We start from the raw sequence: 19,239 nt of genomic DNA on the forward strand, positions 1-19,239 counted from the left end.
TCGTTTGGCGCCCTCCTGTGCTAGGATGGCGGGCCTGAAGGACTTCAAAACAAGGGAGCGAAACATGGCATCGGGCTTGGGCGGCGTGAGCGTGGGTGTGCTCGATCATTTCAACATAAGGACCCGGAATTTGGCCGACACGGTCCGCTTCTACGAGGACGTGCTGGGTCTGGAAAAAGGCGCCCGGCCGAATTTCGCCTTCCCGGGGGCCTGGATGTACAGCGAGGGCAAGGCGGTGGTGCACCTCGTCGATATTTCGCCGACCTCGGAGCCACAAAAACCGGATTCCGGCGTTGTCCACCATGTCGCCTTCGTCAGCCGCGGGTTTGACGGCATGAAGCAGCGGCTGACGTCCAAAGGGATGAAGTTCGACTCCCGCCAGGTGCCCGGCGGCGACCTCTGGCAGATCTTCGTCCACGACCCCAACGGGGTCATGATCGAGCTGAACTACGAGGCGGCCCTGGAGCAGGGCGCCGCGCCCGCCGAGATGGCTGACGATATCGGCAGGCAGTAGCCTTTTGGGCGTTTCCGCTCTAATGGGGCATCCTGAAGCCTTGGGCGTGATCTGACCTGATCATGCCCCGTTTGGGAGATGCGCTTTGAGCGTGACGCAGCAACAGGTTCTCGACAGCCTCGCCCGGATCAAGTCGCCGCGCGGGGTTGCGCTCACCAATGCCAATGTGCTGAGCCCGATCAGCGCCTCCGACGGCAAGGTGTTCTTTTCGATCAATGTCGATGCCGCCGAGGCGCGGGCCTGGGAGCCCATCCGGGCCGAGGCCGAGGCCGCGGTGCGCAGCCTTCCCGGCGTCACCACCGCGATGGTGGCGCTGACCGCCGAACGCAAGGCGGGCTCGGCGCCGCCGCCTCCGCAGCCCAGCCGCGGCACGCCGGGCGTGCAGCCGGTCCATGCCCACAAGCCGCCGCCGCAGGGTGGTGCTCAATCGCCGATGGCGCGGCAGTCGGAGATACCGGGCGTCGCCGCCGTCATCGCGGTTGCCTCCGGCAAGGGCGGCGTCGGCAAGTCGACCACCGCGCTCAACCTGGCGCTGGGCCTGCGCGACCTCGGCCTCAAGGTCGGGCTGCTCGATGCCGACATTTACGGCCCCTCGGTCCCGCGGCTGACCGGTCTGCGCGACAAGCCGGAGCTGGATGGCGAGCGCAAGATGATTCCGCTGCGGCGCTTCGGCCTTGCCATCATGTCCATCGGTTTCCTGGTGGAAGAGGAGACCGCGATGATCTGGCGGGGCCCGATGGTGATGTCGGCGGTGACGCAGATGCTGCGCGACGTTGCCTGGGGCCAACTGGACGTGCTCGTCGTCGACATGCCGCCCGGCACCGGCGATGCCCAGCTCACGCTGGCGCAGAACGTGCCGCTGAAGGGTGCCGTGATCGTCTCGACGCCGCAGGACCTGTCCCTGATCGACGCCCGGCGGGGGCTTGCGATGTTCAGGAAGGTCAACGTGCCCGTGCTCGGCATCGTCGAGAACATGAGCTATTTCCAGTGCCCGCATTGCGGCGCGAAATCCGACATCTTCGGCCATGGCGGGGCGCGGCACGAGGCCGAGAAGCTGGGAGTACCGTTCCTCGGCGAGATCCCCCTGCACATGGCGATTCGCGCCAGCTCGGACGCCGGCAATCCCGTTGTCGACAGCGAGCCGGACGGCCCCCATGCGGCGATCTACCGCGCCATTGCGGGACAGGTCCGCGACCAGCTCAAGGGCGTCATCGCCGCGGCCTGAGGCCGTCAGGCGGTTCATCGGGGCATGCGACTTTCGTAGAGCACCGTCATGCCATTGTCGCGTTCCGAAAGCGCCCCTTCCGTGTTAAAGGCCCACGGCAGTCAAGGCCCCTTCGGATCGACGCGGGCCCAACGCGTCGCCGGAATGAGCGGCGGCACAAGAGAAGTTAAGGGGAAACGCCCCAGCAAGGAGAGACCTGAAGATGAAGCGTCGTGATTTTCTCAAAGTGTCGGCAGCAGGCGCGGCGGCGACCGCTGTGGCTTCGCCGGCGATCGCGCAGTCCTCGCCCGAGATGAAGTGGCGCCTGACTTCGAGCTTCCCGAAGTCGCTGGATACCATCTATGGCGGCGGCGAGCAGCTGGCGAAGTATGTCGCGGAGATGACCGACAACAAATTCCAGATCCAGGTGTTCGCCGCCGGCGAAGTTGTCCCGGGCCTCCAGGCGCTCGACGCGACCTCGAACGGCACGGTCGAGATGTGCCACACCGTCTCGTACTACTACGTCGGCAAGGACCCGACCTGGGCGATCTACGCCTCGGTGCCGTTCGGCCTCAACGCCCGCCAGCAGAACTCCTGGTGGTACCAGGGCGGCGGCATGGAGCTCGGCAACGAGTTCTTCAAGAAGTCGAACGTGATCGGCTTCCCCTGCGGCAACACCGGCACCCAGATGGGCGGCTGGTTCCGCAAGGAGATCAAGACGGTTGCCGACCTCTCGGGCCTCAAGATGCGCATCGGCGGCATCGCCGGCCAGGTGCTGCAGAAGGTCGGCGTGGTCCCGCAGCAGCTCGCCGGCGGTGACATCTATCCGGCCCTTGAAAAGGGCACCATCGACGCCGCCGAGTGGGTCGGCCCTTATGATGACGAGAAGCTCGGCTTCGCCAAGGTTGCCAAGTACTACTACTATCCGGGTTTCTGGGAAGGCGGTCCGATGGTCCATGCCTTCACCAATCTGGAAAAGTGGAATTCGCTTCCGAAGAACTACCAGGCGATCCTCACCAACGCGGCGGCCAATGCCAACAGCTGGATGGCTGCGCGCTACGACCTGCAGAATCCGGCGGCGCTGAAGCGTCTGGTTGCCGGCGGCACCCAGCTTCGTCCGTTCAGTAACGAGGTGCTGGAAGCCTGTCTCAAGGCGACCAATGAGCTGTGGGCGGAGATCTCGGCCAAGAACGCCGACTTCAAGAAGTCGATCGACGCCATGCAGGCCTACCGCTCCGACGAATATCTGTGGTGGCAGGTCGCCGAATACACCTACGACAGCTTCATGATCCGCTCGCGCACCCGCGGCTGATCGTTCGAACCGGTCGCAAGTGGGGAAAGCCCGGCCTCCAGGAGAGGCCGGGCTTTTTCTTTGCCGGACGGGTCGGAAGGGCCAAACAAAAATCGAAAACAACCCCATGCACAGTAGAGGCGGGGCCAGGGCACGTTGTCCTGGCTACGTGGCTAATCGTCTGACATGTCAGGAGAATCACCGCGACCGGCAATCATGGCGCGGCCGAGGCCAATGCGGAGATTTTTGCCTGGCGCGACCGACCTCGCCATTTGGCGCGCGTCTGCTTCCAATCGTCATTGCGAGCGTAGCGAAGCAATCCAGAGTCCCTCCGCGGAAAGATTCTGGATTGCTTCGCTGCGCTCGCAATGACGAGTGGATGGAGTTGACTGGATGGAGAAGGTCAGCGACGAACAATATCGCAGGGCGTCGAGCTTCCCGCGGCATAGCCTGCCGCTGACACGCCTCAAGGCGAAGGGCCGGCGGGCTTGCGCACGGGAGCACGCCCAAACCTGTCGGTCGGGATCAATAAACCGGGAGGTGTGAAGCGGCTCACATTCATCCCGGAGGATTGGTTCTAGAAAAGCTCAGGAGCCGGCAAGCCACCGCTCCGCGCCAATGGCCGCGATGCGGTGTGCCAGCAGCGGCTGGGGCGCGCAAACCACGAGCGGCAGGCCTGAACTCAAGTTCCAAGTCGTTTTGACGATCATTCGATTCAATCGGGCGCCCTCCATGCGGTGAGCGTCGCGGCTGAGGGTTGCGTCGTGGCGAAAGTGGTTTTCAATCTGACCATTGAAGATTGTGGCGAAAGTCATTGCCGCATCGTAGCCGACTACAATTCATCGAGCCGCGAGATTGAAGTCGAAAAGCTCAAGCCGAGCTTCCGCCAGAATTTGAGGCCGTTGCAGGAAGCAATTCTCCAGTCCGCTGCCGCGCGCAACGCGAATGCGTCCGCGACGGGCGGCGGTGATGAAGCGAGACCCGCCTTGCGTGAGGCCGCCGGAGGTCTGACCTCGGGGTCGGACGAGCGGATCGTGCAGGAGATCGGATCGCAACTCTTCGAGTTCATCTTTCAGCGCAAGATCCTCGAGCTCTATCGGGAATGTTCCCAGGCGGCGCGAAAGGACGATCAGCCCTTCCTGATCCGCCTGCGGGTCACCGACCCCACGCTCGCCTACGTGCCGTGGGAGACGATGTACGACAAGAAGAACCGCTTCTACGTGACGACATCGCAAAGCACGCCATTCATGCGGGCCGTCGACGACTATGGCGAAGAGCGCCGGGTGAGCGCGGCAAGGCCGATACGGATGCTCGGCATGGCCGCGCGGGTCAAGGTCCTGAACGGACTGCCGCTGGACGAGATCGAGGTCGATGCCGAGCAAGTTGCGATCAAGAAGGCGTTGAGCGAGCTGAATGATGGCAAGAGGCTGAAACTGTCGTGGATACCCTCGGCGAAGGCGCGGGATCTCAACCGCCGGTTCCTGAGGGGAGACGAAGGCAAGCGGTGGGACTTGTTTCACTTCATCGGTCATGGCGGCCATGATCCCGAGCGGCAGATGGGCTTTATCGTGGTTCAGGAGGAGGGCGGGCCGAAGGGGAAAAGGCTTTATGCCGACTCGCTGAAAGAATTCCTGACCCAGCCCGGTCAAACGCCGAGTCTCGTCGTCCTGAACTCCTGCAGCGGCGCGCAGGGCGAGCCGGGCTCCCTGTTCTCGAGCACCGCCGCCGAGCTCATTCAGGGCGGCGTGCCCGCCGTGATCGCCATGCAGTTCGAGATCAGCGACAATATGGGGCTCGCCTTCGCCGATACGTTCTACACCTATCTGGCGGAAAACGTCTCGATTCAGGCCGCGCTGGCGCATACCCGGGCCGAATTGAAGGCGCGGCAATTCGCGGAATGGATTTCGCCAGTCCTGTACATGCGCGGCCTCGACGGAGAAATTTTCGTGGACCGGGCCGGATCGGAGTGAGTTTTCATCCATGCATGGCCTCGACCCCTCGATCGTAGCTCTCGGCCTCGGTGCGATTGCGATCTGCGTCGTCAGCGCGATCGACTTCCACGCTCCTTTCGATACCGCGGACATCCGCTTTGCCGTGATGCGCGATCGTTATTATTTCGCGGTCTTCGCCTACGTCACGATCGCGGTGATGTTCTATTTCTTCGTCGCGATCCTGATGTCGCGCGGCGTCGGACTGCTCGTTGCGATACCTGCGACGTTCGCCTTCATGGTGCTGGCGCCCCATTTGCCGGTGCTCGGCTGGGTGATCGATTTCCTGCGGCGCATGATGCAGACATTGGCACGCTACCCGCAGGCCGTGGAGACCGTCATCGTCGCCATCGCGCGGTCACCCATCAAGGTGACGGAGCGGGCGAGGCCGGAGTTGCAGCGCGAGCTCGAAGGCTACGGCGTTCCCGCCGGGCTGATCGAGAAGGCGCTCAATGACGACGACCAGGTGCTCGCCCCCGGCGCCGCGACCATGATCAAGCAGGTTGCTTCCCTTCACACCAGTTTCGTCGACCTGCGCAACAACAAGCGGTTCAGGAGATTCTTCCGCGCCCGGAAAGCCGCCTTCGAAGAGATGGAAAGGCAATATCGGCGCATGCTGCGACGGTCGGCCCGTGCCCTCCTGCTGACGGACGACATCACGGTATCGGCCCTGGACGCGGAGGAGCTGCTGTACGAGATTTCCGACTTCATCTCCGAGGAATGCGAGGATCTGCGTGTCGCGTACCAGCGCCGGTTGGCCGAGGCGACGTTGTCCGTGGTCGACAGGCGCGATTCCCGGACGGAGCTGATCTCCAGCTTCGGGTACCAGACCGTTCTCCCGCAGCCGCTGCCCTTTGCGCCGCTGGTGATCATCTTCGTGCTCGACTTCGTGGTCTCCGTCGCGCCGCTGTTCTTCATGAACCTGTCGAAGAATTACGAGGTCGGCTCGTTGACCGGAGGCCTCTCCTCCGCCGCACATGCGGTGGCGGTGATGATCTCGATCTTCTTTGCGGTCTATCCCAAGGCCTCGACGAATTTCGCGCGTCCCTCGCTGTATGCCTTGCCCTGGCGCTCCTACATCGTCTTCGGCGCGCTATCCTATTCGCTCGGCAACGTCGTCCTCTGGATCACCTACAGCGTGATCCCGATCGCGCCCGGCTGGCTGGCAAGCGGTCATCCGCTTGCGGCGAGCTCGCTGGTGTCCCTGGTCTTCCTGGTCAATACGCTGGTCCTGAGCATCCTTCTCGACGTGCGGCTGAGGGCCGGTGGACTGGATTATCACGAGGCGAGGCTGAAGGACGGCGCCGCCCATGCGGTGGTGATGGCGTCCGTCATGCTCTGCGTTCTCGTTGGCTTCACATTGGTAAGCAGACATTTCGGTCTGAACATGCCGTACATCTCCTGGCTGGTCTACGCCGCCATCGTCGCCCTTTTCGGTGTACTCGGCTTCGTCATGGGCTATCTCGTGCCGTCGACCGCGGAAGCCTACATCGAGGCCAACAAGCTGATCCGCAAGTCGTCGGCGCTTGATGGCAACCGGCTCGAATGGGCGGCGCCGGTCTCTCAGCCGAGCACGCAGCTCAGATCCTGATCTCACGCCGGGCCGCAAGGTCCGCGCGGCACGCGAGGACGCGACGAAGCAGACCGTCTAGACAGGGGCGAAGTCATGGCTGAACTCGAAGTGGCGACCGGGATCGTGGTTCGCAGTCCCGACGATGTCGAAATCAGGATCGTTCAGAACGGTCCGGTCCGCCGCGGAATTCGCCGGGGCACCGCCAGCCAGGTCGATGGCGCCGATCAGCTCAAGGTGGCGTTGTCGGGGGCCGACTTCACCATTGCGGCCGAAGTCGAAATGGTACCCACGCGCCCGGGAACGCGGGCGCTGCGACGGGACGCATCGACGCCGACGCAGATCGAGGTCGAAGTCGGCCCGTCTGAAAGGGCTATGGTGCTGATCGAGGGCGCCGGCGGAGTTTATGCCTGGACCTATCCGCAAGCGGCGGGGCAAGTGCCAAGGTGGCGTGGAGGTGCACAAGTTCTGGTATTTCCGCTCACGGCCGCCACGAGGGGATCGGCGCCGGGCGTCGCTCCCGCAAGCGGCAAGCGCGGTCCCGTTCTCGACTGGATCTCCGACAAGCTGATTGATCCAGTGCGTGCCTATGTGCTGAAGTTTGCCGCCAGAACCGCGATCGATGTGGCGACCGACCATATCGAGGGCGACCGGGATGAGGGCATCGTGGTGATGGCCGGCCTCGATCCGGCCGCATGGACGCCGGCGCGGTCGGCGCGGCATCGGCTGCCGCAGGACCGCCCGCTGAAGGTCCTGCTCATGGTGCATGGCACGTTCTCGTCGACGGCGAGCGGATTCGCACAGCTTGCCGGCTCTGACAGCGGGAAGACGTTTCTGTCGAAGGCCACCGCGCATTACGACGTCGTCCTCGGTTTCGATCACAGGACCCTGACGGTCGCACCGGAGGAGAATGCGGCCGCTCTCGTTGCCGCGCTGCAGGCGCTCGGCATCCCCAAGAATTCCTCGATCGACGCCGTCATCCACAGTCGCGGCGGGCTGGTCTATCGCTTGGCCGAAAACCTGCTTGCGGGTGAGCGGCCGGACGTCCGCCTCGGCAAGGCGATCTTTGTCGGCTGCACCAATGCCGGAACGCATCTGGCCGAGCCCGAGAACTGGGCGGCGATGATCGACCTCTACACCAACGGGATCATGGCCGGCGTCCGCGCGGTTTCGTTCCTCGCAGGCGGCGCTGCGCTGAGCCCCATCGTGTCGCAGGGGATCAAGACCGTCGGCCGTTTCGTCCAGGCGTTTTCCGAGGTCGCCATCGACGAGGGCCGGGTGCCCGGACTTGCCGCGATGCGGCCGACGAGCGATCTCGTCAAAGAGTTGAACGGAGCGGACGGTCCGCTCGACAGGCTTGCGGCCTATCATGCGATCACGTCGAATTTCGTCGCGCAGATCGCACCCAGGAAGGGCGTGACGAAGGAGTTTGCCGAGTTCATCGCCGATCGCGTGACAAATCGCCTGTTCCAGCTCGACAACGACCTGGTGGTGGATACGGCGTCGATGACGTCATTCGGGACCCGTGGCCCGCGCCTTGCGAAAGACGCGACGTTTGCTTTCGGCGACACGGACGATGTCTTCCACACCACATATTTTGCGACCGATGTCGTGCCGGCGAAATTGAGCGAGTGGCTGGGTCTTGGTGCAGCTCGTCCCGAGAGCGTCCCGGCACAAATCGATCTGCAGCAGCCGCCGCCGCGGCGATCGAGGCGGGGCGTGGGGTCTATCGTCCAAAGCCCCCTTGAATCGAGTTCGGCCGCGGGCGAATGGCAGAGCCCCGGATCCGGCTCCATGACGGACACGCTCACATTGCGACGGACGCGATCGCGCTCCGCTCCCTCGGCGAAGCCACCCAGGCCACGAGAGGCGCCTGCCATGGGTGACACGCCGATCGCGGCATCGACGTCGCAGGGGGCACGGACCGCGGCCTGCTATTTCGCGGCGGAGATCGAGTCCCATCCGCCGCCGAAGAAACCGGTCCCGCTGTTCGTCACGGTCTCCCGAGAGAAGATCCAGGCCGCGGAGAGCCCGGCCTCGGCCGCATCGGATGCGCCGGTCAATGTCGATACGGCACGCGCGATCGTCGTCGAGGTCATCGCGCGCAAGAATTGCCGGGTCATCGGAGAGAGCAGCGCCGAGATCGACCTGCCGCGGGATCAGCGGGCCGAGTCGCTGCGCTTCGTCGTGGAGGGCACGGCGGAAGGCGCAGCCGACATCCTGGTCGAAGCGCGGCAGGGACCGCGCATCCTGGCCTCATTCACCCTGGCCCCCGTGTTCGTCGATGCCGACAGCAAGACCTTGCGCCGGAGCCAGGTCGGATTGTCGATGGCGGCGCATCCGGACGAGCCGGCGGTGCTGCGGATCTACGAGATCGTGGACAGCGGCAAGGTGACGCTGCGTTTCGATCTCGCCTGCGTCGATCCGAACATCGCGGTTTCGGAATCGCGCACGCTTCCGGGCGGCTTTTCCCGCGACGTCTATGTTGCGGAGATCTTCAAGGGCATCGAGAGCGCGTGGCTCGCAACGAACCGCCTGTACGACCAGTTCCTGTCGCGCCTGCAGGCCAACGGAATCGTCATGGCCAACGAGCTATTGCCGGACAAGGTCCGCGAGGCGTTGTGGATCCATCGCGACGCGATCCGCGCGATCCAGGTCATCTCGGAGGAGCCGTTCATTCCCTGGGAGCTGCTCTACATCAACGATCGCAAATCCGGGCCGGACGGCAAGGGCTTCCTTGCCGAATGGGGGCTGGTGCGCTGGCTGCACAGCACGCCGTGGCCGGGTCCGCAACTCGCCATGCGCAATGATCGCGTCAATTACGTGATCCCGGCCTATGTCGATCCCGCCCTGCGGCTCGAAGGCGCCGATGCCGAACGCCAGATGCTGGCCAAGCTGTTCGGCAGCCCCCGCGAGGTGACGGCCGAGAGCATCGCCGTGACGAGCTTCCTGCAGAAGGATGCGGGGGACTGCGACGTCCTGCACTTTGCCTGCCATGGCGAGGCGGCCCAGCGGGCGGTGATGACGGCCGACCTGTTGATGACAGGCACCAAGGTCGACGGCAATTTCGCCCAGGACTCGCTCTCGGCGGATCAGGTCAAGGCGTATGCCCGCTTCGCGCAGAGCGGACCGAATCCGATGGTCTTCATCAACGCCTGCCAGACCGGGCGCGGCGGGCGCGGCATCGGCGGGGGTGTCGCCGGTTTCGTCGACGCATTCCTGCGGCCGTACTCCGAGCGCGGCGCGGGCGCGCTGGTTGGCGCGCTCTGGTCGGTCGACGACAAGCTGGCCTACAGCTTTGCCGAGGCGTTCTATCGCTCGCTCAAACAGGGGCAGACGCTGGTCGATGCCGTCCGCGCCGCACGCGAGGCCGCCAAGAACCGGAAGGAACTGACCTGGCTGGCCTATTCCGTGTACGGCAATCCGTTCGCGCGTGCCTCGGATGCGCCCTAGATAGAAGCCGGGATCGATCCGTCGCCCTCTGCGCGTGGAGCTCGCGCCGGAGCGGCTTACATGAACCTGACAGGGGCGGCAGGCCGGCCTGTCGGGCGCTTTTTCGCTGGCCGAAACCGGACGAATGGGGAATAGAGCACGGGATGCGGCGCGAGCCGTGCTGGGACACCGGTTCATCCGGCGGGAAATGCGATGCGCCTTCTGATCGTCGAGGACAATGCCGAGCTGTCGCGGCTCGTCGCCGCCGGATTGTCGGCGGCCGGCTATGAGAGCGACATCGTGGGCAGCGCGGCCGAGGCGCGCGAGGCGGTCAGCAGCGTCAGCTATGCTGCGATGATCCTCGACCTCGGCCTTCCCGACGGCGACGGCCTGTCGGTGCTGCGCGAGCTGCGCCGGCAGATGGAACCGCTGCCGGTGCTGGTGCTGACGGCGCGCGGCGGGCTGCAGGACCGCGTCAACGGCCTGCGCAGCGGCGCCGACGACTATCTCGCAAAGCCGTTCGCGATGGAGGAGCTGGTGGCGCGGCTGGAGGCGATCCTGCGCCGGCCGGGGCAGCTGCTCGGCCGCTCGCTGCATCTGGCCAACCTCGTCTACGACACCGAGAGCCGCCAGATCTTCGTCGACGACCAGCCGCGCATCATCTCCGCGCGCGAGACCTCGGTGCTCGAGATCCTGCTGCGCCGGCAGGGGCGGGTGGTGCCGAAGAAGAACGTGGAGGACCACATCTTCGGCCTCGAAGGCGAGGTCGCCTCCAACGCGGTCGAGGTCTACGTCTCGCGGCTGCGCAAGCAGCTCGCCGAGCACGGCGCCAAGGTCGTGATCCACACCATCCGCGGCGTCGGCTATTTGATGGCCGAGGAGAAATAGCGTGCTATCCGTCCGGTCATCCGCCAGGCCGACGTTTAAATCGCTGATCTCGCGCATCGTGTTCCTGCACATCGTCGCGGTCGCGGTGGTCGCGATCTTCCTGCCGCTGGTGCTGTTCTGGTTGCTCAACTCGGAGGTCGACCAGCTGCACCGCGACGCGATGCGGGCCCAGGCCGAGGTGCTCGCCGAGCGCATCGTCCCGCAGGCGGACGGCACCTTGACGTTCATTCTGCCGGACAGCCTGCGAGGTCTCTATTCGGAAGCCTATGGCCGCTATCTCTACGACATCCGCGACGAGGACGGCCGTGTGCTGTTCTCCTCCCGCCGCAAGGCGGGCGCCGCGACACCGGCGCCGCCGCTGTCGGAAACGATTTCCGGCGCCGGCGTGACGCGCGTCATCGAGGGCAAGACGGTGCGCATCCGCGTCGCCGAGGACCTTTCGCATCGCGACGTCATCATCGACGACATCATCTCGAACTTCTTCCGGCGCGTGGGCTGGATCACCATCCCGATCCTGCTGGTCCTGCTTGCCACCGACATCATCATCTTCCGCCGCGCGATCGCGCCGCTGTGGAAGGCCTCGGAGAAAGCCAGCAATATCGGTCCGGCGCGCACCGACATCCGCCTGCCGACGGAGCAGATCCCGCGCGAGATCATGCCGCTCGTCACCGCCGTGAACCAGGCGCTCGACCGCCTCGAGGACGGCTTTCGCGTGCAGCGCCAGTTCACCGCGGATGCCGCGCACCAATTGCGCACGCCGCTGGCGATCCTGCGCACGCGGATCGAGACGCTGCATGACGGGGCGGCGAGAGAGGCGCTGCATGCCGACATCGAGAGCATGAGCCGCATCGTCGCCCAGCTCCTGGAGATCGCCGAGCTCGACACGCTGGTGCTCGATCCCGGCGAGACCGCCGATTTGCGCGCCGTGTGCACCGAGGTGGTGGGTTCGATCGCGCCGTTCGCACTCGCCCAGCACAAGGACATCGCGCTGAAGGGCACAGATGCGCCGGTGCTGATCCACGGCAATGCCGAGATGCTCCAGCGCGCGGTCTTCAACCTCGCCGAAAACGCCATCAAGTTCACGGCGAAGGACACCGCGGTCGATGTCGAGGTCGGCGAGGACGGCTCCGTACGCGTGCGCGATTGCGGCCCGGGCATTGCGGAAGTCGAACGCGATTTGATCTTCCAGCGCTTCTGGCGCGCCGACCGCCAGCGCAGCGACGGCGCAGGCCTCGGACTATCGATCGTCCGCGGCGTCGTGGACGATCATGCCGCGACGGTGGCGGTGGAAAACCTTCCCGGCGGCGGCGCGGAGTTCACGCTGCGGTTCAGGTTGGCGGAGCAGGGCGCTTTACCTTCTGTGGGAGAGGGTGGCTCGCCGCGATAGCGGCGAGACGGGTGAGGTGTTGTCACCGAGAGTCCCACTGTCATTGAGTGCGCCGAGACAACCCCTCATCCGGCGCTTCGCGCCACCTTCTCCCACAGGGGGAGAAAGAGCAGTCCATAGCGCTCCATACAGCTCCATGCAACTCCACTAAACGATTGTAGTTGCTGAATTTATCTCCACTGCGCTACAGTGTACTCCATACTCCTCCACTCCCATTCTGGGGACATTTTGAGGGACACCAAGGTAGCAATGGCCCGCCGCACACGATCTGCATTTCTGGAAAACCGTACTGCTCGTTTGAAGCTCGCGAGACGTAAGAAGCCGTACACAGCTCTGATCGCGCCCGGCATCTTTCTCGCCTATCGCTGCAACGCAGGCCCTGGAACGTGGTCAGTGAAATGCCATGGCTGGCTCAAACGCTTTGCGCTCGCCGACGACCGCGAGGATGCCAACGGCGAAAGCGTCATGACGTATTGGCAGGCGCTGGAGCGCGCCAAGACGCTGGCGCGTGCCGGCGAAGGCAACAGTGACCAGCCGATCAGCGTCGGCGCGGCGATCGACGCCTATGAAGCTGACCTCGAAACCCGCGGAGGCCGCAAGTATAACGCGACCCAGCTCCGCCTGCATCTCAGCGACACGCTGAAGGCCAAGGCCGTCGCGCTGCTCACCGAGCGGGAACTGAGAGATTGGCGCGCCGGTCTGGTCAAGGGCGGGTTGAAGCCATCATCTGCGGATCGCATCGGGCGTGCGCTCAAAGCGGCGCTCGCTCTCGCCGCTCGCACCGACAAGCGCATCGCCAACACGGCTGCGTGGCAGAATGGATTGAAGAAATTGCCGGACAGCGAGGTCGCGCGCAACGTGATCCTGCCAGATCACACGGTAAAGGCTCTGGTGAGCGGTTCGTATGACGAAGATCGTGACTTCGGGCTGTTGGTCGATGTGTTGGCCGAAACCGGCGCTCGGGAAAGTCAGGTCTTCCAGCTAACTCCCGCTGATCTGCAAGATCATCTGACCGCTCCGCGCTTGATGATGCCAACCAGCCGAAAGGGCAAGAACCGCAAGATCGAGTATCGGCCGTTGCCGATCTCGACGCGGCTGGCGAAGGCGCTACGGCAGCAGGCGAACGGCCGGGCCGCGCACTCGCCGCTGTTCAACAAGATGTGGAACTTGGCCAGGACTTTCCGTTCGGTCGTCGAACGTCTCGGGCTTGGGACCGAGGTGACGCCGTACGCGCTGCGGCATTCGTCAATCGTCCGGCAATTGCTGAGCTTGGTGCCAACCCGCGTTGTCGCCGCGCATCACGATACGTCGATTGCGATGATCGAGCGAAACTACAGCCGTTACATTCTTGGCGATTCAACCGAGGCGCTCACGCGCGCGGCATTGCTCGATCTCGGCGCGCCGGCAAACCTGGCAGATGTTGTTCCGCTGGCACGGCTCGCGTCATAATCACTTTGACCGAATTGATCTCTCATTGCATCCTGGTGCGCTGGGTCCGGCTGCGCAGCGTAACGTCAAGATATTTGACGCATTGCCGCGTTGCCCACCTACGGAAGCAACGTTGCGGAGGCGTCATGTCGCGCGACCCCCGGCTCGAACTCGTTCTTGAAGGCCTTAAGAGACTTGTTCGCGAAGAGAACCGGCACTCTGATCCGCCATCAACGCACTACATCCCTCACGATGTGGTCTGGTGGTTCGTCCGGCTCCTGAGCGGCGATGAAACCAGCCTCCGCAGAGCGTTTGGTTTGCTCCGGCCACCCGGCCGCCCAGTCAATCCAACGCCGAAGAAGTACTTTCGTCGCGCGGCGAAGGCCTGGACGTTGAAAATGCAACGCGAGACGTGGGTCGAAATCAACAACGCGGTCTTCGCAGACAGAGCAGAGCCACCGGACGAGCGGCATGTCCGAAGGCTTGTCACCCGGCACAAACCGCTCCTCATAAGAAGGTCGCTTCGCCGGCGGTGGCTTGCGCGGTCTGAAGAGCGCAAGCAGACGGCTATTTTGAGGAACTCGAGAAAAGGAAAGCCGGACTCTAATTCGGGGTAATTACGGCCCAAGCCAGCACCCCCCTTCTGGGGCATTCTCCGCATCATTCCGGACAAAGCCTCAGAGGGTTTTCCATGACCACCACCGCCATTCCAAAGCCGCCAGCTATTCCATCGCCCATGTTCTCGGTCGCCGAAGCGTGTGAATACCTCAAAGTTCGTAAGTCATTCTTGTACGAGCTGATCCGCACCGGCGACCTGCGGGCACGCAAGCTCGGCTCGCGGACGGTCATCTTGCGGGCTGACTTGGACGACCTCATCGAGAAACTCCCGCAGAGGCGCAACCGCGATGCACTCGGTCCCAAGGTGAGCGCAAGCTCGTGCCATCGCACGATCCCCGCACAAACGAAGTGACCGACGCCGCAAGGCAGCGCCGGCCGGAATTGGATCGCGTCGTGACCCCCGAAATCTAATCCTGTCTGCCAAGCGGCGTCGGCCCTCAACTGAGGAGTCGAGCATGCCAAAATTCCGCACCCAGTGCGCAGCTGTCGGGTCGCCTCCACTGCCAACGCCGCGCCTGGCGCTCAGTATTCCCGAGTTTTGCAAGGGTGAAGGCCCACGCGAGATGAAAGTCGGAACGCGCACGCGATCTCGTTTGAGTCTGCGGCGGCGGAATGGCGTCGCGAGCGGGAAACTAAGCACACGCGCGACCGAACGAAATGACCGACGCCGCGGAGCAGCGTCGTCGCAATTGGATCACGTCGGCTAGCCAACCAGTTGCCGAGTGACGTCGGCCCGCAAACCAACGGAGCACACAAATGTTGACCCCGAAACTCACCCCCGCTCAGCAAAGGCGCATGCGGGAGCTCGACGATGCCATCGAGCGCATCGAGCAAAACGATTTGAACTACTTTGCGCGATTTCCGAACCGAAAGCACCGCGTCGGCGAGCCCGACCGCGCCGAGATCGAGCAGCCCGAGTTGATCGGGGCCGGCATCATGCTGAGCCCAGACAACCAGCACTATCGGGCCGTTCGCTATCTGACCCCTTATTCTTGGCTCAGCCTATCGGTTGGCGGTCCAGCGGAGGTCGATCCGGACTCCCTTGACGAGGAGATGTCGCGGGCGATTTTCAAGTACGCTGCGCCCGACGAGCTCCGGATTTTCCTGCGGGGCGGACACACCCGCGCGGAAATGTTTGCGATCATCCAGGCACTGAATGAATGCCGAGCCGATCGCCCGTGCACCGGGTGGCCATCATGACCGCGCTCAAGCTCACCATCGGCCTGACCTCTGCGCCGTTCGATCGCGTTGCCCGCGTGTCATATGAGGGACAGGCGCATTTCGGAGAGACTGGACCCGCCGGAGAATGCTGCCGTGGCTGTCAGTTCTGGGATCGTCGCACAGATGATCGCGGCATCCACGCAAAACCGGCCCGCTGCAAGAAATTCACGAGGCTGACAGGCAAGCCGGGTGCTCCTGTTCCAGCGGATGCGGCGGCTTGCAGGTACTTCTCTCGGTTCGTGCCGTGACCATCGAGGGCAGCGCGTGATGGACAGCCTCAACCCCGACCGCCATCAAGGCGCTGAAATGAGCGCCGAACTCACACATCCCGGGGTCCCTGGCGTTCGCGCTACAGACCTGCCGATTGCCAAGGTCGATGACGCTAACCCGCTTGATATTCCCGCTGATCTGCCGCCGGCTGCCAATGAGTGCGAACCAAATCCAACGAAGCATTTACCCGATACGGCGCCGTTGCGCTTCGCTGTCGTCCAAAATGCAACGCCTGCTGTTGAACCAGAATCCGCCCAGATCACGCTGATCACAAAGCGCGATGAGCCATCTCTCATGTCGAAGCGAATTTCGCTCGACGCGGATGACAACTTCAAGAGCGACGGTTCAGCGTGCCTGATGGTCACGGGCACAGCCGAGCGCACGTCTGCGCAAACGGCGGCCGACCTCGTGCGAACCATTGCGAGCTGTCGCTCCGATCAGGCGATCGCTCTTGGGGCCCTGAAGGCGGATCTTCCCGACTCAGTCGCCGTGACGATCCCGAAGAGGCTCGACAAGCACCCCGGCGCCATCACCCGGTCGCGCAGCTACATCGACTATCGGCCTGGTGTTCCTGCCTGGTGTCTGATCGATTTCGACACCAAGGGTATGCCGGATGAGGTCGAGACCAAGATCGAAGCCGCCGGCGGCATGTGGAACGCACTGTTGACGGTGGCGCCGGAACTCGCGCGCGCTGCGCGTGTCAGCCGGGCAAGCACGAGCGCCGGCCTGTCTCGCAGCGAGACCGGCGAGCCGATCGCTGGTTCAAACGGTATGCATCATTATGTGCTCGTCCACGATGGCGGCGACATTGAACGCTTTCTAAATGACCTGCATCATCGCTGCTGGCTGCACGGCTTCGGTTGGCATCTGATCGGCAAGGCTGGCCAGCTGCTCGACCGCTCGATTGTCGATCGGATGGTCGGCTTCGGTGAACGCCTCTGCTTCGAAGGCGCCCCCCTTATTGTTCCACCGCTGACACAGGATGCAGCGAAGCGTGTGCCTGAAGGGTTCGAGGGGGATGCCATTGAGTCGACTCGGGCGGTGCCCCAATTGAGTGAATACGAGCGACACCTCGTCAAGGAAGCCAAGACTAAAAGCGCCAAAGCGCTGGGCAAATCTGCGGCAGGGGTTCGCACCAAGCACGACAAGGAGGTCGCCGAGAAAATCTCGGCCAGATCCGGGATGTCCCTCGCGACGGTGCTGCGCCTGGTCAAGGCACGGCATCGTGGCATGCTCTACCCGGATGTCGAACTGGAATTTGACCATTTAGGCATCGTCACGGTTGGAGCCATGCTGGCCGACCCGGACCGTTATGTCGACGAAACGCTCGCTGATCCGATTGAGGGCGTCGATTACGGTCGCTGCAAGGCCATGGTAATGCGGGACGAGGATGGCGCCCTGTTCATCCATAGCTTCGCCCACGGCCGTTGCATCTACCACCTACGGCACCATTTGAGATCGGCGAAGGCGGCGTTTGAGCAAATCGCAGGTGGCGGCCTCGACGACGCCATGGCGATCTTCGCCCAAGCTGACCTTGAGGACGACGAGGTTGATGCGTTCGCCAAATTCGTGGCGGAAAAAACAAAGGCAGGCATTCGACCCATTCGAGCTCGGTTCAAAAAAGAGCGCGCCGAACGCGAGGCCAAGGCGCGCATCGCCTCGATGGACGCGAAAGCTGATGGCCGCATGATCCGACTGTGCCCCGAGCACGACGGCGAGCTGTTGCCCGAGGTCACGTTCCTGGACGAATTGCTGGCGAAAGACAGCAGCGCCGAGCCGCCGATGCGCAACGCATCGGGCACTCTCGTGCGAGTCGAGGTCAAAAAACCCTGGTCGCTTCACACGCTGACGTCCGATGGCGCCAACACGACCAGCGAAGACGCCGAGGCCATGACAGCGCCGCCGGAGCCCGTGCTGGTCGAACTGACGCCGACCTGCGTCGAGCTGCTTGTCGAGCAATATGTGCGTTGGCTCAAGATCAAGAAGGGCGGCGACTATTTCGCGGCTCTGCCCATGCCGTTCATCAAAGCGATTATGGAGTACCCGAGCAGCGCGGTGCCCATCGTCCGTGCGATCAACACGTCCCCGCTCGTCACCGCGTCCGGCGATCTGATTGATGGCGCTGGTTTCGACCGCACCACCGGGCTGTTCCACCGGATCGATCCGGTGCTGCGCAAGTGCGTGCCTGAGAAGAATCCAACCGACGAGGAGATCAAGCAGTCGCTGAGCTTCCTGTTCGACGAGTGGCTCGTCGATGTGGCCCTTGATGCCGCCGGCAAATGCGCGGTGGTCATGTGGGCGCTAACGCTGCTGCAACGCGCGCTGCTGCCTGAGCGTCCTGCGTTCTTTGTGACGGCTAGCCAACGGGGCGGAGGCAAGACGACCTTGACCAGCATGATCGCCGTTGCCGCGCTGGGACGTCGCCCTGCGGCGGCGAGCTGGTCGGAGAGCGCCGAAGAGCGCAGGAAGGCTCTCTTCTCCTACCTTCGGCAGGGTGTCGCGATGATTATCTGGGACAACGTCCCTCGCGGCGCGACGATTAGTTGCCCGCACATCGAGGCGGCACTTACCGCGCCGGAAATCAGCGATCGTGTGCTAGGGGTTTCCGATTTCGAGACGGTGCCGGCGACGACAATCCAGGTCTTCACCGGCAATTCGATCGCGCCGCGTGGTGACATGGCAAGCCGGTCGTTCGTCCTGTCGCTGAACGTGGATCGGCCCGACCCCGAGAACCGCGAGTTCAAGCACGCGGACCCGCTGGGATGGACGGAAGCGAACCGGGTGAAAATTTTGTCCGCCTTCTACACGATCTTGGTTGGTGGGATCTTGCAACGCCCGCAGGGACAGGTGGCCAAAACCCGCTTCAAATCGTGGTGGGGCTTGATCGGCTGGCCGGTGGAATATGCGGCGGGCCTGCTCGACATCAAGCTGGATTGCAGGGAGTTGCTGCGCTCGGGCGAGGCTGAGGACGAGGAAGCGAGCGCCGCGTCGCGTGCGATGACCATGATGAGCAAGCGTTTTCGGGACAAGAAGTTTAAGGCCCAGCAAATCGTGTTGTGGTTGAGCACGATGAACTCGGAGGTCGAGGAAAGTGCGGCCCAGGCGCAGGAGTTTGCTGCTGCGCTCTGCGAGCTGGCGGAAAAGCCTCTCGAGAAGCCGACAGCCCCGGTGATTGGCAAGCTGTTCCAAAAGCACCTTACAAATCGGCCCGTATGGATTGATAACGGCAAACGGAGCGCAATCCTGCGCAAAGACCCCGATCACCAGGCGAACCAGTACTGGATCGAAATTCAGCAGCCTACCGAGCACGCGCAGATGCGAGCAGAGGCCGAGCTCCGCACATCTCACGATGCGGATCAAACCTCTAGCTCGTCTCAAGGCGAGGGCACGGCTCAGAGCGATCTCCTCTTCTGATGAAGGCGTGAGTA

15 protein-coding genes are annotated in these 19,239 nt (G+C 63.6%); 14 read left to right on the forward strand and 1 reads right to left on the reverse strand.

Going from position 1 to position 19,239, the window contains the following annotated elements; all coding sequences use genetic code 11:
• Positions 1-64: 64 nt before the first annotated feature.
• The 3 genes from ACNJYB_RS15740 to ACNJYB_RS15750 all read left to right on the forward strand — a co-directional run bounded on the left by ACNJYB_RS15740 (position 65) and on the right by ACNJYB_RS15750 (position 3,030).
• On the forward strand, positions 65-514 hold the full coding sequence (locus ACNJYB_RS15740) for a VOC family protein (protein WP_439374775.1): 450 nt from the start codon (positions 65-67) through the stop codon (positions 512-514).
• Positions 515-599: 85 nt separating this feature from the next.
• Positions 600-1,739 carry an Mrp/NBP35 family ATP-binding protein gene (locus tag ACNJYB_RS15745; RefSeq protein ID WP_439374776.1) on the forward strand — a complete coding sequence of 380 codons (1,140 nt, stop codon included), beginning with the start codon at positions 600-602 and terminating at the stop codon, positions 1,737-1,739.
• A 202-nt stretch (positions 1,740-1,941) separates the two neighbouring features.
• Positions 1,942-3,030 carry a TRAP transporter substrate-binding protein gene (locus ACNJYB_RS15750; protein ID WP_439374777.1) on the forward strand — a complete coding sequence of 363 codons (1,089 nt, stop codon included), beginning with the start codon at positions 1,942-1,944 and terminating at the stop codon, positions 3,028-3,030.
• A gap of 566 nt (positions 3,031-3,596) precedes the next feature.
• Here ACNJYB_RS15750 and ACNJYB_RS15755 read toward each other — a convergent pair.
• Complete coding sequence (locus ACNJYB_RS15755) at positions 3,597-3,824, reverse strand: hypothetical protein (RefSeq protein WP_439374778.1); 228 nt, start codon at positions 3,822-3,824, stop codon at positions 3,597-3,599.
• 171 nt (positions 3,825-3,995) lie between these two features.
• Between ACNJYB_RS15755 and ACNJYB_RS15760 the strand changes: the two genes are divergently transcribed.
• The 11 genes from ACNJYB_RS15760 to ACNJYB_RS15810 all read left to right on the forward strand — a co-directional run bounded on the left by ACNJYB_RS15760 (position 3,996) and on the right by ACNJYB_RS15810 (position 19,225).
• Entirely contained in the window at positions 3,996-4,979 is a 984-nt protein-coding gene (locus tag ACNJYB_RS15760) for a CHAT domain-containing protein (protein ID WP_439374779.1), read from the forward strand.
• 10 nt (positions 4,980-4,989) lie between these two features.
• Positions 4,990-6,588, forward strand: coding sequence for a hypothetical protein (locus ACNJYB_RS15765; RefSeq protein WP_439374780.1), 1,599 nt, complete (start codon positions 4,990-4,992; stop codon positions 6,586-6,588).
• Between the two features lie 75 nt (positions 6,589-6,663).
• On the forward strand, positions 6,664-10,020 hold the full coding sequence (locus tag ACNJYB_RS15770; protein WP_439374781.1) for a CHAT domain-containing protein: 3,357 nt from the start codon (positions 6,664-6,666) through the stop codon (positions 10,018-10,020).
• Between the two features lie 192 nt (positions 10,021-10,212).
• Positions 10,213-10,887, forward strand: coding sequence for a response regulator transcription factor (locus ACNJYB_RS15775; protein WP_439374782.1), 675 nt, complete (start codon positions 10,213-10,215; stop codon positions 10,885-10,887).
• A 1-nt stretch (position 10,888) separates the two neighbouring features.
• Complete coding sequence (locus ACNJYB_RS15780) at positions 10,889-12,274, forward strand: ATP-binding protein (protein ID WP_439374783.1); 1,386 nt, start codon at positions 10,889-10,891, stop codon at positions 12,272-12,274.
• 249 nt (positions 12,275-12,523) lie between these two features.
• On the forward strand, positions 12,524-13,723 hold the full coding sequence (locus ACNJYB_RS15785; RefSeq protein ID WP_439374784.1) for a site-specific integrase: 1,200 nt from the start codon (positions 12,524-12,526) through the stop codon (positions 13,721-13,723).
• A gap of 125 nt (positions 13,724-13,848) precedes the next feature.
• Positions 13,849-14,319, forward strand: coding sequence for a hypothetical protein (locus ACNJYB_RS15790; protein ID WP_439374785.1), 471 nt, complete (start codon positions 13,849-13,851; stop codon positions 14,317-14,319).
• A 74-nt stretch (positions 14,320-14,393) separates the two neighbouring features.
• On the forward strand, positions 14,394-14,672 hold the full coding sequence (locus ACNJYB_RS15795; protein WP_439374786.1) for a helix-turn-helix domain-containing protein: 279 nt from the start codon (positions 14,394-14,396) through the stop codon (positions 14,670-14,672).
• Between the two features lie 404 nt (positions 14,673-15,076).
• Positions 15,077-15,520, forward strand: coding sequence for a hypothetical protein (locus tag ACNJYB_RS15800; protein ID WP_439374787.1), 444 nt, complete (start codon positions 15,077-15,079; stop codon positions 15,518-15,520).
• On the forward strand, positions 15,517-15,789 hold the full coding sequence (locus tag ACNJYB_RS15805; protein ID WP_439374788.1) for a hypothetical protein: 273 nt from the start codon (positions 15,517-15,519) through the stop codon (positions 15,787-15,789). The genes ACNJYB_RS15800 and ACNJYB_RS15805 overlap by 4 nt, the downstream gene beginning before the upstream one ends.
• A gap of 19 nt (positions 15,790-15,808) precedes the next feature.
• On the forward strand, positions 15,809-19,225 hold the full coding sequence (locus ACNJYB_RS15810; RefSeq protein WP_439374789.1) for a hypothetical protein: 3,417 nt from the start codon (positions 15,809-15,811) through the stop codon (positions 19,223-19,225).
• The last annotated feature ends 14 nt before the right edge of the window (positions 19,226-19,239 follow it).

It is taken from the genome of Bradyrhizobium sp. SMVTL-02, from assembly GCF_051853005.1.
In the GTDB taxonomy this organism is placed as follows: domain Bacteria; phylum Pseudomonadota; class Alphaproteobacteria; order Rhizobiales; family Xanthobacteraceae; genus Bradyrhizobium.

Bases quoted from the DNA above. Each gene is read 5' to 3' on its own strand.
- ACNJYB_RS15775 (WP_439374782.1), top strand. From the start codon at position 10,213: ATGCGCCTTCTGATCGTCGAGGACAATGCCGAGCTGTCGCGGCTCGTC.
- ACNJYB_RS15770 (WP_439374781.1), top strand. From the start codon at position 6,664: ATGGCTGAACTCGAAGTGGCGACCGGGATCGTGGTTCGCAGTCCCGAC.
- ACNJYB_RS15765 (WP_439374780.1), top strand. From the start codon at position 4,990: ATGCATGGCCTCGACCCCTCGATCGTAGCTCTCGGCCTCGGTGCGATT.
- ACNJYB_RS15805 (WP_439374788.1), top strand. From the start codon at position 15,517: ATGACCGCGCTCAAGCTCACCATCGGCCTGACCTCTGCGCCGTTCGAT.
- ACNJYB_RS15740 (WP_439374775.1), top strand. From the start codon at position 65: ATGGCATCGGGCTTGGGCGGCGTGAGCGTGGGTGTGCTCGATCATTTC.
- ACNJYB_RS15795 (WP_439374786.1), top strand. From the start codon at position 14,394: ATGACCACCACCGCCATTCCAAAGCCGCCAGCTATTCCATCGCCCATG.
- ACNJYB_RS15810 (WP_439374789.1), top strand. From the start codon at position 15,809: ATGGACAGCCTCAACCCCGACCGCCATCAAGGCGCTGAAATGAGCGCC.
- ACNJYB_RS15790 (WP_439374785.1), top strand. From the start codon at position 13,849: ATGTCGCGCGACCCCCGGCTCGAACTCGTTCTTGAAGGCCTTAAGAGA.
- ACNJYB_RS15750 (WP_439374777.1), top strand. From the start codon at position 1,942: ATGAAGCGTCGTGATTTTCTCAAAGTGTCGGCAGCAGGCGCGGCGGCG.
- ACNJYB_RS15800 (WP_439374787.1), top strand. From the start codon at position 15,077: ATGTTGACCCCGAAACTCACCCCCGCTCAGCAAAGGCGCATGCGGGAG.
- ACNJYB_RS15755 (WP_439374778.1), bottom strand. From the start codon at position 3,824: ATGACTTTCGCCACAATCTTCAATGGTCAGATTGAAAACCACTTTCGC.
- ACNJYB_RS15785 (WP_439374784.1), top strand. From the start codon at position 12,524: ATGGCCCGCCGCACACGATCTGCATTTCTGGAAAACCGTACTGCTCGT.